Annotated in this window: 15 protein-coding genes and 1 pseudogene; 12 read left to right on the top strand and 4 right to left on the bottom strand. The window is 66.9% G+C overall.

The window, feature by feature from the left end; translation table 11 throughout:
- Nucleotides 1–58: 58 nt before the first annotated feature.
- From ACZYZF_RS20380 to whiB1, 3 genes are all read left to right on the top strand, one after another.
- Nucleotides 59–448, top strand: coding sequence for a YchJ family protein (locus tag ACZYZF_RS20380; RefSeq protein ID WP_463836641.1), 390 nt, complete (start codon nt 59–61; stop codon nt 446–448).
- 35 nt (nt 449–483) lie between these two features.
- The gene (locus ACZYZF_RS20375) at nt 484–1,446 is read left to right on the top strand and encodes a diacylglycerol/lipid kinase family protein (RefSeq protein WP_463744598.1); all 963 of its coding nucleotides are present in this window, start codon (nt 484–486) and stop codon (nt 1,444–1,446) included.
- Between the two features lie 258 nt (nt 1,447–1,704).
- On the top strand, nt 1,705–1,959 hold the full coding sequence (gene whiB1 / locus ACZYZF_RS20370; protein ID WP_003882795.1) for a transcriptional regulator WhiB1: 255 nt from the start codon (nt 1,705–1,707) through the stop codon (nt 1,957–1,959).
- A 180-nt stretch (nt 1,960–2,139) separates the two neighbouring features.
- Here whiB1 and ACZYZF_RS20365 read toward each other — a convergent pair whose 3' ends face one another.
- Together ACZYZF_RS20365 and ACZYZF_RS20360 are read right to left on the bottom strand one after the other, a co-directional pair.
- A complete protein-coding gene (locus ACZYZF_RS20365) occupies nt 2,140–3,639 on the bottom strand; it encodes a sensor histidine kinase (RefSeq protein WP_463744599.1) in 1,500 nt (499 codons plus the stop codon).
- Nucleotides 3,640–3,659: 20 nt separating this feature from the next.
- Nucleotides 3,660–3,875, bottom strand: a complete 216-nt coding sequence (locus ACZYZF_RS20360) for a biotin/lipoyl-binding carrier protein (RefSeq protein WP_029106541.1) — start codon at nt 3,873–3,875, stop codon at nt 3,660–3,662.
- Between the two features lie 135 nt (nt 3,876–4,010).
- Here ACZYZF_RS20360 and ACZYZF_RS20355 point away from each other — a divergent pair, with 135 nt between their 5' ends.
- Nucleotides 4,011–4,103, top strand: a complete 93-nt coding sequence (locus ACZYZF_RS20355) for a 50S ribosomal protein bL37 (protein WP_003882799.1) — start codon at nt 4,011–4,013, stop codon at nt 4,101–4,103.
- Between the two features lie 82 nt (nt 4,104–4,185).
- Here ACZYZF_RS20355 and rsrA read toward each other — a convergent pair whose 3' ends face one another.
- Nucleotides 4,186–4,491, bottom strand: a complete 306-nt coding sequence (gene rsrA / locus ACZYZF_RS20350) for a mycothiol system anti-sigma-R factor (protein WP_463744600.1) — start codon at nt 4,489–4,491, stop codon at nt 4,186–4,188.
- Nucleotides 4,488–5,135, bottom strand: coding sequence for a sigma-70 family RNA polymerase sigma factor (locus tag ACZYZF_RS20345; protein WP_029106539.1), 648 nt, complete (start codon nt 5,133–5,135; stop codon nt 4,488–4,490). Before ACZYZF_RS20345 ends, rsrA begins: the two co-directional genes overlap by 4 nt.
- Nucleotides 5,136–5,355: 220 nt before the next feature.
- Here ACZYZF_RS20345 and ybaK point away from each other — a divergent pair, with 220 nt between their 5' ends.
- The 8 genes and pseudogenes from ybaK to ACZYZF_RS20305 all read left to right on the top strand — a co-directional run.
- Entirely contained in the window at nt 5,356–5,847 is a 492-nt protein-coding gene (ybaK, locus tag ACZYZF_RS20340) for a Cys-tRNA(Pro) deacylase (protein ID WP_463744601.1), read from the top strand.
- Nucleotides 5,848–5,962: 115 nt separating this feature from the next.
- Entirely contained in the window at nt 5,963–7,078 is a 1,116-nt protein-coding gene (locus ACZYZF_RS20335; RefSeq protein ID WP_463836640.1) for an acyl-CoA dehydrogenase family protein, read from the top strand.
- Nucleotides 7,079–7,080: 2 nt separating this feature from the next.
- Nucleotides 7,081–8,277, top strand: a complete 1,197-nt coding sequence (locus tag ACZYZF_RS20330; RefSeq protein ID WP_463744603.1) for an acyl-CoA dehydrogenase family protein — start codon at nt 7,081–7,083, stop codon at nt 8,275–8,277.
- A 3-nt stretch (nt 8,278–8,280) separates the two neighbouring features.
- Entirely contained in the window at nt 8,281–10,683 is a 2,403-nt protein-coding gene (locus tag ACZYZF_RS20325) for a CaiB/BaiF CoA-transferase family protein (protein WP_463744604.1), read from the top strand.
- Nucleotides 10,684–10,741: 58 nt separating this feature from the next.
- On the top strand, nt 10,742–11,662 hold the full coding sequence (locus ACZYZF_RS20320; protein ID WP_463744605.1) for a LysR family transcriptional regulator: 921 nt from the start codon (nt 10,742–10,744) through the stop codon (nt 11,660–11,662).
- A gap of 13 nt (nt 11,663–11,675) precedes the next feature.
- A complete protein-coding gene (locus ACZYZF_RS20315; RefSeq protein ID WP_463836639.1) occupies nt 11,676–12,236 on the top strand; it encodes a M15 family metallopeptidase in 561 nt (186 codons plus the stop codon).
- Nucleotides 12,237–12,330: 94 nt separating this feature from the next.
- Entirely contained in the window at nt 12,331–13,179 is an 849-nt protein-coding gene (locus tag ACZYZF_RS20310) for an SDR family oxidoreductase (protein ID WP_463836638.1), read from the top strand.
- Nucleotides 13,180–13,285: 106 nt separating this feature from the next.
- Nucleotides 13,286–13,556: pseudogene (locus ACZYZF_RS20305) on the top strand (HNH endonuclease); the annotation flags it as partial.

Here is a 13,556-nt window from a genome sequence, read left to right as displayed (position 1 = left end):
AAATTCACCGCCCTCACGTCGATTTCGGCGTAAGAGACGCGTAGGGATACTTGACCGCGTGTCGAGCGACAACCCCTGCCCATGCGGCACCGGCCGCACCTACGACGACTGCTGCGGGCCGCTGCACACCGGAACCCGCCACGCCCCCACCGCCGTCGCACTGATGCGGTCGCGGTTCAGCGCGTTCGCCATCGGCGACGCCGGCTACCTACTGATCTCCTGGCATCCCGCCACCCGGCCCGCTGAACTGACCCTCGACGAGACCCTGAGCTGGCGGCGGTTGCAGATCGTCGACACGGAGTCGGGAGGCGAGGATGACGCCGAGGGCGTGGTCGAGTTCCGCGCCCAGTACGTGCATGGCGGCAGCCGCCACATCCTTCACGAACGCAGCCGGTTCGAGCGGGTCGACGGCCAGTGGCGCTACCTGGATGGACAGATTCACGAATAACGGCTGTACACCTTGCGCGGTTAGGCTCATGCCCCGTGCGCGCCGTGCTGATCGTGAACCCGAACGCGACCTCGACCACCCCGGCCGGGCGTGACCTGCTCGCCCACGCGCTGGAAAGCCGGGTGACGCTGACCGTCGAACACACCAATCACCGAGGTCACGCCATCGAGATCGCCCGAGACGCCGCCCGTGACGGTGTGGACGTGCTGATCGTGCACGGCGGCGACGGCACGGTCAACGAAGTCGTCAACGGCGTGCTCGGCGACTGTGGGACCCGTCCCGATGCCGCCCTGGCGCCTGCGGTGGCCGTCGTTCCGGGAGGCTCGGCCAACGTCTTCGCCCGGGCACTGGGCATCAGCCCCGATCCCATCGAAGCCACCAACCAACTCGTCGACCTGCTCGGCGGCTATCGGATGGGACGCCCGTGGCGCCGCATCGGTCTGATGGACTGCGGTGAGCGCTGGGGTGTGTTCACCGCCGGGATGGGCGTGGACGGTGACGTGGTGGCGGCCGTGGAGGCCCAGCGCGCGAAGGGACGCAAGGTCACCGCATCGCGTTATATCCGGGTTGCCGTGCGCGAGTTCCTGACGAGCGTCCGCAGGGAACCGACGCTCACGCTGCATCTGCCGGGCGCCGACCCGGTCGAAGGGGTGCACTTCGCGTTCGTGTCGAACTCCAGTCCCTGGACGTACGCGAACAGCCGCCCGGTGTGGACGAACCCCGAAACCACGTTCGACAAAGGTTTGGGCGTGTTCGCCACGACGAGCATGAACATCTGGTCGAATCTGCGACTGGTCCGCCAGATGGTGGCCCGTAACCCGCGCCTGAAGGCCAAGCATCTGATCCGTGACGACAACGTCTCTTCGGTCACCGTGACGAGCAACACGCCTGCCGCCTGCCAGATTGATGGAGATTACATCGGCACGCGCGAAACCATGACGTTCACGTCGGTCCCCGAGGCGCTGAGCGTCGTCGCCCCGACGAAGAAAATTGATTGACCTGCGCAAACACACCGCTTAAGGTGGAATTAGGGCGCAGCTGAATCCAGAGTGTAGTACACAGGAGTGAGGCGCCCGGTCACCGCCCCACCCAGTGACTTTGCCCACGTGTTAACTCAATGCTATTGACATCTGTTCAGCCTGTGAAAGCATCAATGCAACAGTGCAGAAACATTCGTGTGCACGCGTTAACAGCCGAAGAAAATCTAGTGCGCTTCGCCGCGCACGCATGACATGTCTAACGAGGAGTTTGATCTTATGGATTGGCGCCACAAGGCCGTCTGTCGCGACGAAGATCCGGAGCTGTTCTTCCCCGTGGGAAACAGTGGCCCGGCGCTTGCTCAGATCGCTGACGCGAAGCTGGTGTGCAACCGCTGCCCCGTGACCACCGAGTGCCTCACCTGGGCCTTGGACTCGGGCCAGGACGCCGGCGTGTGGGGCGGGATGAGCGAGGACGAGCGTCGTGCGCTCAAGCGTCGCAACGCCCGCACCAAGGCCCGCACCGGAGTCTGACCCTCGGTCCAGATACCGACGCAAGCTATGGCCCCGACGAATGTCGGGGCCATAGCTTATTTTCGCGACAATTAGCCACAGCAAATTGCGTAATGGTCATCACATCTTCTATTGACGCAACTGCGTAATTACTTCAGTGATACTGGCGTCCCACTGTGAACGTCCTGTACCGAGCCTGACTCACTGGACGCCGCGACTCCGCCTGCCGATCGGCACCCGCAGCACCACATCGGTTCCCCCGGTCGCGACATCGTGCATGCCCAGGGACCCGTCCAATTCCGCCGTGACCAGCGTTCGCACGATCTGTAGACCCAACCGGTCGGACTTCTCCAGGCTGAACCCATCGGGCAGGCCACGTCCGTCATCGTGCACCACGACATCGAGCCAGCGGGCCGAGCGCTCGGACCTGATCGTCACGCAACCCTGGGGAGTCTTGGTGTCGAAGGCGTGCTCGATGGCGTTCTGCACCAATTCGGTGATCACCATGATCAATGCGGTCGCACGGTCGGCGTCGAGCACGCCGAGCGCTCCGTCGCGGTTGATCCGGATCGGGGTGTCCACCGAGGCGACATCGTTCATGATCGGCAGGATCCGGTCGATCACCTCGTCGAGGTTGACCTCCTCGTCGACCGACATCGACAACGCATCGTGCACCAGCGCGATCGACGACACCCTTCGCACCGATTCGGTCAGCGCCTCGCGGGCCTCCAGGTTGTTGGTACGGCGAGCCTGCAGCCGCAGTAGAGCTGCCACGGTCTGCAGATTGTTCTTCACCCGGTGATGAATCTCGCGGATCGTCGCGTCCTTGCTCAGCAACGCCCGGTCACGCCGCTTGACCTCGGTGACGTCGCGGATCAGCACAGCGGCACCGACCGCGGCGCCATCGACCACCAGCGGCAGCGTCCGTAACAGCACGGCCGCGCCGCCGGCGTCGACCTCCATGCGCATGCTGGAGCCACCCGCCAGCGAGTCGCGAACGTGGTTGGCCAGTTCCTGGGCCTCGAACGGGTCGGAGATCAATGGCCGGGTGACGGTGACGAGATTGTGGCCGTCGAGCTCGGAAGCCAGGCCCATGCGGTGATAGGCCGAGATGGCATTGGGACTGGCGAACACCACGTCACCGACCCCGTTGAGGCGGATGAACCCGTCGCCCACCCGCGGGCTGGAACGCGACATGGCCAGATCCCCGACGTTCGGGAAGGTGCCTTCGGACAGCATGTGCAGCAGATCGCTCGCACAGTCCAGGTAGGCCCCCTCCAGCGGGCTGGCCATCCGACGGGCGGCCAGAGCGGTCTGGTGGGTCAACACCGCAACCACATGATCGCCGTGACGTACCGGGACTGCTTCCACGTTCAGGCCGGGGAGGTCGGGCGAATGTCGTTGCGTACCACCGCTTCCCCGACCGATCGCACCCGACTCGAAGGCCGTGGTGACGATGTGGAGGTCTGCGGCCGCGGCCAGGGTGCCGACCGAGTCGGCCAACAAGACGGTGGGAGCGGTGTTGGGTCTCACCTGCGCGACGCACACCAGCACCCCGTCGTCGCGGCGCACCCACATCAAATAGTCGGCGAACGACAGATCTGCCAACAACTGCCACTCCCCGACCACCGCATGCAGGTGGTCCACCGCGCTGCCGGGCAGCACGGTGTGCTCAGCGAGCAGGTCACCGAGAGTGGACATCAGCCAGCGCTTCGCAAGCGTCAGTCGATTACCGCGATCAGATGGCCTGCCTGGATGACGTCGCCCTCGGCGACATTGACCTTGGTCACAGTGCCCGCAACCTCTGAGAGGACCGGGATCTCCATCTTCATCGACTCGAGCAGCACCAGGGTGTCCCCCGCACCGATCTGATCGCCCTCGTGAACCACGACCTCAAGCACACTGGCCACGATTTCGGCGCGAACGTCCTCGGCCATCTTCACCCCACTTCACTCCGGCGCTAACCCGACTACTTCTGCGGCCTACATCGAACCACAACCCCGGGTGGACAGCGCTGCCCCCGGGGCATGAGACACTAGGGAGCAAGCTCTTACACCATCTGGAGGATCATCATGGCCAAGCGTGGCCGCAAGAAGCGGGACCGCAAGCACTCGAAGGCGAACCACGGCAAGCGCCCCAACGCCGGTTCGAAGTCAGTGCGCTAGCCGCTTCGGCAGACTTTGACCGCCCGACTCCTACGGAGATCGGGCGGTTTGTCGTCTGCCCACCCGGGGCCTGAGTGCCCCGTCAGCCCCGGATGATCGTGGTCCGGCTGATCTGGATCCGCAGCCGTTCCCGCAGCCCGTCGGGAGCCTTTTCACCGCTGCACTTGGCCGCGATCAGCTTCTTCACGCGGTCCTCGACCCCGTAATGACGCAGGCAGGCCGGGCATTCTTCGAGGTGATGCTTGAGCTTGTCACGGCTTTCGGCCGTGCACTCACCGTCGAGCAGCGTCCATACCTCGGCGATCACCGCGGCGCATTCCGGGTGCTCGGGGTCGACCGGGCCGACCGGCGGGTTCCAGCGCTCGTCCTCATCGCGCTTGTCACTCATGACGAGACCTCCTCCGGCTCACCAAGCTGCTGACCTCGGATGAAGCCACGCTCCCTGGCCACATCCGCCAGCAGCTCACGCAGCTGCTTGCGACCGCGGTGCAATCGGGACATCACCGTCCCGATGGGAGTATCCATGATCTCGGCGATCTCCTTGTAGGGAAAACCCTCGACGTCGGCGTAATACACCGCCATCCGGAATTCCTCGGGCAGCGCCTGCAGCGCTGCCTTGATCTCGGTGTCGGGCAACGCCTCCAGCGCCTCTACCTCAGCCGAACGCAGACCGGTCGAAGAATGCTCGGCATTGGCCGCCAGCTGCCAGTCGGTGATCTCGTCGGTGGGATATTCAGCGGGCTGACGCTGCTTCTTGCGGTAGCTGTTGATGTAGGTGTTGGTCAGGATGCGGTACAGCCACGCCTTGAGGTTGGTGCCCTCGCGGAATGACCGGAAGCCGGCATAGGCCTTGACCATGGTTTCCTGCAGCAGGTCCTCGGCATCGGCGGGGTTGCGGGTCATCCGCAATGCGCCGCCGTACAGCTGGTCCAGCAGCGGAATGGCATCACGTTCGAACCGGGCGGTCAGCTCGGCATCAGTTTCGGCAGGAGGCTGCGGCGCGTCAGGCTCGGCCTGCTCGACGTCAGTCATCGTGGGAAACACCTTCCCTTCTGTCGCGGCGCCACCAACAGGCACGGAATACCACTGGGTATCCGCCGGCCGTTCCAGGCATACGGTTGGCACCAGAATCCTCCTTAGATCCTAGAGCGTGCTACCGACAAGTAGCGCTGAGCAGGTGTCGAGAGCAATAACGGCATGTAGGGGCCACTCTGTTCCCGGGCGCCCGGCATGCCGCGGCTACCCTGTGCCGATGGCACGCGCAGCGACCCCGGCCATCGCCGCCCTGGTGGCAGCAGGTATCGACCATCAAGTGGTGCAGTACCGCCACGATCCGCGTAACGAAGCCTTCGGAGCCGAGGCAGTGGCCGAGCTCGCCGCGGACGGCTTCGCCGCCGAGCAGGTGTTCAAGACGCTGGTCATCGCCTTGCCCAAGGGCCTGGCAGTGGCGGTGTTACCGGTGCCGACCAAGCTTTCGCTCAAGGCCGCAGCCTCGGCACTCGGAGTCCCCAAGGCCGAGATGGCCGACCCGGCGGCGGCCCAGCGCTCCAGCGGATACGTGGTGGGCGGCATCTCCCCGCTGGGGCAGCGCAAGCCCCTGCCCACCGTCATCGACGCCTCGGCACTGGCGTTCGACACGGTGCTGTGCAGCGCGGGCAAGCGGGGCTGGGACATCGCGCTCGCCCCGGCCGACCTGATTCGGGCCACCGACGCGGTGACCGCCGAGATCACCGTCGCCTCCTGAGCGGCCGGCGTTCGATATCGGCATGTCGCAATCGGAAACGTGCCGGTGTCCGAATCCATGATTTACATCACGGCCCACGCCGGATTGCATGGACCCGAAGAGGAAGGCGGGTCCCATGACGATCAGCGTGGCCGAGCGAGCGGAACTGGCCGCCGCCGTCTCCGAGTTGCTGCACGACGAGTGCACCGAGCAGGACGTGCGCCGGGCGATGGACAGCGACGACGGATTCGACCGTGAGCTGTGGCGCAGGCTGGCGGCCCAGGGCGTGGCGGGACTGCTGGTCGACAGCGAGTACGGCGGCGTCGGCCTGGGCGCCCTCGAGCTCGAGGCCGTCGCCGAGGCGACCGGGGCCGCGCTCCTCCCGGCACCGTTCCTGTCCAGCGCGGTGCTGACGTCGGCACTGATCGAGGCGGCAGGCACCGGCGCCGACAAGCAACGTCTGCTGCCGGGACTGGTCGCAGGAACCTCGGTGGGGACGGTCGCGGTGACCGGTGCCCGCGGCACCTGGGCCCGCCAGGGCGTCGCGGTGCGTGCGACGGAAGCGGGCGCCACGGAGGGTGCCGACCACACGCTGACCGGCAACGCGCACTACGTCATCCACGGCCAGGTGGCCGACGTGATCCTGGTCGTGGCACGCATCAACGGCGACTTCGGGGTCTTCCAGGTCGCGCCCGGCGCCGAGGGTTTCGAGCGCACGGCCGCAACGGTTTTCGACCCGTCGGTCCCGCTGTCGACGTACACGTTCGACGCCACCCCGGCCCGTCGTCTCGGCACCTCGGGCTGGGACGCGGTGCAACAGGCGCTCGACCTCGCGGTGATCGCGCTGGCCGGTGAACAGGTGGGCGGGGCACGGCGGATCTTCGACATCACCGTGGACTATCTCAAGACCCGGATTCAGTTCGGCCGACCCATCGGCAGCTTTCAGGCCCTCAAACACATGGCCGCCGACCTGCTGGTGCAGGTGGAATCGGCCACCTCGGCCGCCCAGCACGCTGCTGCCGAGTATGACGCAGGTAGCGAAAAGGCCGGTGGGGCAATCGGTCTGGCCGGATTCGCCTGCGCCGAGGCCTACCACGCGACCGCCATGTCGGCGATCCAGATGCACGGCGGCATCGCTTTCACCTGGGAGCACCCGGCCCACCTGTTCCTGCGTCGGGCCCGCACCGGCCTGCAACTGCTCGGCGGCTCGGAGCTGCACCGCGAGCGCTACCTCTCGTCGAAAGGCGCCTGACGATGACCGCCAACGACCTGCCCAGCGCGGATCAACTGCGCACCGAGGTGCGCGACTGGCTTGCCCAGAACTGGTCCGGCTTACCGAAATCCACCAATCCGTGGGTCAGCTCCCCCGAGCGCGTGGCGTGGCTCCAGAAAGTTCTCGACGCGGGCTACGCGGTGCCGACATACCCCACCGAATGGTTCGGGCGGGCGTACCCGACTGCACTGGCCGCGCTCATCGAGCAGGAATTCCGGGCGGTCAAGGCCCCCGGCGCGCGACAGGACAAATACAGCATCCCGGCCAATACCGCGCTCAAGTTCGGCACCGATCAGCTCAAGAGCGACCTGGTGCGGGACTTTCTGACCGAGCGTGCCCGCACCTGCCTGCTCTACAGCGAACCCGGGGCCGGATCCGATCTGGCCGCCGTGCGCACCACCGCGGTCCGCGACGGTGACGAGTGGGTGATCAACGGCCAGAAGGTGTGGACGTCGGGCGCCACGACCGCCGAGTACGCACTGCTGATCGCCCGCACCGACTGGGACGTGCCCAAGCACAAAGGCTTGAGTTTCTTCATGATTCCGATGCGCCAACCCGGCATCGAGGTCCGTCCACTGGTACAGATCACCGGCGAATCGCACTTCAACGAGGTGTTCATCACCGACGCACGGGTGTCCGGCGCCTACCTGCTCGGCGGCGAAGGCAATGGGTGGCGGGTACTGCAGACCGCACTGGCCTACGAGCGGTCGATCATGGGCGACGGCGGTCGCGGTTCACGCAACCGCACCCGGGCCGACGACCTCATCGGCCTGGCACGCGATCACGGCCGACTGGAGGATCCGGCGGTGCGGAAGGAGCTGGCCAACGTGCTGGCGTTGCGCGAACTCAACTCACTCAACAACGCGCGAGCCAAAGCAGCTGCAGCACAGGGTAGTTCCAGCTCGATCATGTCGCTGGGCAAGCTATCGATGTCGAACATCCTGCATGCCGAGGCCCGCCTCAAGACCGAGATCATCGGCGCCGAGGCACTTTTGGCCGGCCCCGAGAACCCCGAGGCCGACGACGTCAACTTCCTGACCCTCAACGCGTTCTTCACCTCGATCGGCGGCGGCACCGACCAGATCCAGCGCAACATCATCGGCGAGCGCGTACTCGGCCTGGCCAAAGAGCCCGAGGTCGATCGAGACATCCCATTCCGCCAGGCCCGCCGGAGCTGAACGATGGCCAACCCGGACGACTACGACCCGCCGCTGGCCGGCGTTCGCATCCTCGACCTGTCCCGTGGTCCGATGACTGCGGTCGGTCGCCTGCTGGCCGATCTCGGCGCCTCGGTGACCCAGGTGCACCTACCCGGCGTCACCGAGGAACCCGACGACCGCCTCGCCGCGGGTGCCGGCGTTGACGCCGGCCCGGTGAGCATCGCGATCAACCGACACGGCCTGGGCACCGTCGTCATCGATCCGTCGATCCCCGACGACCGCCGCCGCTGGGTTCAGCTGCTGGCCGGGGCCGACATCCTGATCGAGGACACCCGGCCCGGCTCGACTGCCGAGAAAGCCTTGTCGGCACGCACCATTCACGCCGAACACCCTGGACTGGTGATCCTGTCCATCAGCGATTTCGGCCGTGACACCAGCTACCGCGGCTGGCAGGCCACCGCACCGGTACTGCATGCCCTGACCAGCGAGCTGTCCCGCTCCGGCATCCCGGGGCGCGAGCCCCTGATCCCGCCCGCAGCACAACTGCCCTATCGCGTGGCGGCGGCGCAGGCCGCGGTGATGACCACGAGCGTGTACCTGGACCGATTGCGTACCGGCGAAGGCGATCTCATCGACTTCTCGATCCTCGACGGAGCCATGCAGACACTCGATCCTCCGTTCGGTACCGCTGGGACGGCCTCGGCCGGGGTCGCACTGAGCGCGCAACGACGCGATTGGAACGCCGAACGACTGCGGTACCCGATCATCGCCTGCAAGGACGGGCATGTGCGCATCTGCCTGCTCGCAAAACGCCAGTGGCACGGCATGTTCGAGTGGATGGGCCGGCCCGCGCAGTTCGCCGATCCGTCGTTCGACCGGCTGCGGGTGCGATTCAGCTCACCGGAGCTGATGGCCGCGATCGGGCAGTTCTGTGCCGGGCAGACCCGGGCCGAGTTGGAGGTTGCCGGCCAGCGCCACGGGGTGCCGACGGCGGCAGTACTGACCCTCGCCGAGACGCTGGGCACCGAACAGGTCATGAGCCGGGGGTACTTCCAGGAGGTTGAACTGGCCCCGGGAATGTCGGCGCCCGTGCCGGCCGGGGTCATCGAGATCGACGGATACCGGGCCACTGCACCGGCCACGTCCGACTCGCGGCACCTCGATGTAGCGCCGCTACTCGCCGGCCGCCACCGTCGCAACGAAGGCCTTCCGCTGGAGGGTGTGCGCGTGCTGGATCTCGGCGTGATCGTCGTCGGGTCCGACACCGGACGATTGTTCGGCGACCTCGGCGCCGACGTCATCAAGATCGAGAACTCGGCATTCCCGGACGGTCTGCGCGGCAACCTCGCCTCGATGTCGCAGACCTACGCCGCCGGCCATCGCAACAAGCGCTCGATCGGAATCGATCTGCGGTCACCGCGGGGCCAGGCTCTGGCGCACCAGCTGGTTGCGATGTCCGACGTCGTACTGACCAACTTCAAACCGGGCGTGGCCGAGACGTTGGGCATGGACTACCAGACGTTGCGGGAGCTGAACCCCGGCATCGTGGTGGTGGACAGTTCGGCATTCGGGCCCACCGGGCCATGGGCGAAGCGAATGGGCTACGGCCCGCTCGTACGTGCGGCCGCCGGGTTCACCGACCTGTGGGTGTACCCGGACGAACCTGAATCGTTCTGCGACACGGTCACCGTCTACCCCGATCACGTGGCCGCGCGGATCGGTGCGCTCGGCGCACTGGCCCTGCTGTTGCGTCGCGAACGCACCGGCACCGGTGGGTCGGTCAGCGTCGCGCAGTCGGAAGTGATGCTGAGCCACCTGGCCGGGGAGATCGCCGCCGACGTCCTGGTGCGTCGCGGGCACGAACCCTCGGCTCAACCCGTCCACGATGCGCCCTGGGGCCTGTTCCCGGCCGCCGGCGAGGACACCTGGCTCGCGGTCACCGTGCGCGATGACGCCGATTGGCGCGCGCTGTGCGGGGCGATCGACCGTCCGGATCTGGGTGCCGAGGCACAACTGGGGACCCGCACCGGACGGGACGCCCACCGCGGCCGCATCGACGAGGCCGTGCGTGCCTGGACGTCCCAGCACCCGGCGACCGAGGCGATGGAGCTGTTGCAGGCGGCCGGTGTCCCGGCCGGTGCCGCGCTGCGTGCCGCCGAGGTCGCCGACTGGGCCTACTACGTGCAGCGGCGCGCATTCCGCGAGGAGCTGCACCCCCACGCCGATGAACCGTTCATCATGGAGAACGTGCAGATCCATTCGGATCGCATCGCTGACCCGCCGCTGCTGCAGGCGCCGCTGCTCGGCGAGCAGACCCGTGACATCGCCGCCGAACTGTTGGGACTGGACGGCGCCGACATCGACGAGCTGATCGCCGCGGGCGTGCTCGAAGTCCCGCAGAGCGTGCAACCGGCGGGACGCTGATCGCACGTCTCGTACGATTCGTGGGTCACCCCGCCCTCGTAACGCCGGAAAAGACCCCATGGACTTCACCAGACTCAGGTACTTCGTGGCGGTTGCCGAGGAACTGCACTTCAAGCGCGCCGCCGACCGGCTGATGATCACGCCGCCGCCGTTGAGCAAGCAGATCAAACTCTTCGAGAACGAACTCGGCGGGCAACTCTTCGAGCGCAACTACCACGAGGTCCGGTTGACACCGCTGGGCGCCAAGCTGCTCGGCCCGGCGCGCGAAATCCTGCGCCAGGTAGAGGAATTGAAGGCCACCGCGACCCGCCTCACCGAGGGCGCCGCCACCGTCCGGGTCGGTGCCACCGCATACGCCCCGTCAGATTTCGTCGCGCAGGTCCAGCGCGCGGTCACCGACCTGCCGGTGCCGACCGAGTTCAGCGTCCCCGGGTCGGCCGCCGAGGTGACGGCCAAGCTGGTGTCCGGCCATCTCGACCTCGGGCTTATCCATCTGCCCACCGCCGACAAGCGGTTGGAGTATCGGGTGGTGGCCACCTTCGGTGGTGCCGTCGCGGTCCGGTTCGATGATCCGCTGGCCACCAAGGACCTCGTGTCGATCGAGGAATTGCGCGATCGCGACGTGGTGATCGACTTCGCTCGGCCCAACCCGGTCATGCTGGCCGGCCTGACGCGTGCGCTCAACGCGCGCGGGGTGAGCCGCATCGTGCGCACCACCAACCAGTTCGGCGGCGAACTGGAGATGGCCGCCCAGGTGTTCAACCGCCGCCTCGTCGCGGTGGTGCCGTACGCGCCCGAGTCACTGATCGGCAAGATCTTCTCGCCGCCGGAGTTCACGCTCGTTCCCATCGACGAGAGCACCTGGGCGCCGGCCAGGATCGCCTTGGCCTGGGTACCCGACCGGCTGAAGGACCCGGCCGCGATCGAAGCGCTGGTGGCTGCGCTGGCGGTCACCCTGGCCCGGGAGCGGGCGCAGTAATGTGGTCACAGTGATGCCGATGATGGTGGGTGCGACCGTGGCCTCGGGGGTCACCGCACTGGTGGCCCTGCTCGGCACACCCGCGCCCGTACCGACCGCACCGCAGATCCGGCTGGTAGACGACACCGTCCCGATGACCCAAGGTGACGGCTCGCTGGCCGACGGACAAGTCCTCACCCCGTTCGACGTGCAGAATCCGGCCATCGGCCGGTTGGATCCGCGTCTGCTGGCCGCCATTCAGAACGCCGCCAATGCCGCGGCCGCCGAAGGCGTGACCATGACGATCAACTCGGGCTGGCGGTCGGCCGAATTCCAGCAGTCACTGCTCGATCAGGGCGTGCAGACCTATGGCAGCCTCGCGGCCGCCCGCCAGTACGTGCAGACGCCGACCGCATCCCGGCATGTGACCGGTGAGGCCGTCGATGTCGGCGGTCCGCAGGCCGATCACTGGCTGATCGCCAACGGCGCACGCTTCGGGCTGTGCCAGATCTATGCCAACGAGCTGTGGCACTTCGAGCTCGTCGCGGACCCGGCAGACAACTGTCCCCCGCTGCAGCCCAACGCCGCGGGCTGACCTTCCGCCGATTTTTACCTGAGGGCCGCGGGAATCGTCGATCAACCGCCCAGGTGTGGAAACTGACGGACCCGGGGCCGCATATCGTGTCCGTATGACACTGTCCGGGAAGACCATGTTCATCTCCGGCGCCAGCCGCGGTATCGGCCTGGCGATCGCCAAGAAGGCCGCCGCTGACGGCGCCAACATCGCGCTGGTCGCCAAGACCGCCGAACCGCATCCCAAGCTCGAGGGCACCGTCTACACGGCCGCCAAGGAGATCGAGGAGGCCGGCGGGCAGGCGCTGCCGATCGTCGGAGACGTGCGCGACGGTGACTCCGTGGCCGCCGCAGTCGCCAAGGCCGTCGAGCAGTTCGGCGGCATCGACCTCTGCGTCAACAACGCCTCAGCCATCAACCTCGGGTCGATCGAGGAAGTCCCGCTCAAGCGCTTCGACCTGATGAACGGCATCCAGATCCGCGGCACCTACGCGGTGTCCCAAGCCTGCATCCCCCACATGAAGGGCCGGGACAACCCGCACATCCTCACCCTGTCCCCGCCGATCCGACTGGAGTCCGAGTGGCTCAAACCGACCGCCTACATGATGGCCAAGTTCGGAATGACGCTGTGCGCCTTGGGCATTGCCGAAGAGATGCGTGAGGCGGGAATCGCATCGAACACGCTGTGGCCACGCACGCTGGTGGCCACCGCCGCGGTGCAGAACCTGCTCGGCGGCGACGAGGCGATGGGCCGCGCCCGCAAGCCCGACGTCTACGCCGACGCCGCCTACACGATCTTCAACAAGCCCGCGCGCGAGTACACCGGCCAGAGCCTGCTGTGCGAGGACGTCCTGCTGGACAACGGTGTCGCCGATCTGTCGGTGTACGACTGCGTGCCCGGCTCCGAACTCGGCGTGGACCTGTGGGTCGACACCCCCAACCCGCCCGGATACCGCGGCCCATAGGGGTCGGAATCGCGCTCGCCGGGCGTTTGCCCGCCTGGCGAGCGACAATTCAGCGACAACCTGGAAACCGTTGCTGGGCTGGCAATACACGAGTAATATCGAACATGTGTTCGAATTGCTCGAGGTGCCCATGCTCAGTGAGCTCACTGACAGCGCGCTGATCGATGCCCTCCAACACCACACCCGCGCAGAAGCCATCGAAGCTGCCGCACGCCTGACCGTCATCGCCGAGATCGTGGCCCGCCACTGCGACGACGAAGACGACACCTCCGCCCACCGCGCGATCGACGGCTGGGAACTCGCCACCGCCGCGATCAGCGCCGCCTGCAACCTGGGCCGCCGCGCCGCCTCCACCCAAATGCGCATCGCCCAAGCAC

Source organism: Mycobacterium sp. IDUB_24, assembly GCF_055419385.1.
Note: the sequence above shows the minus strand (reverse complement) of the source record. Positions and strands in the feature narration are given on the sequence as shown.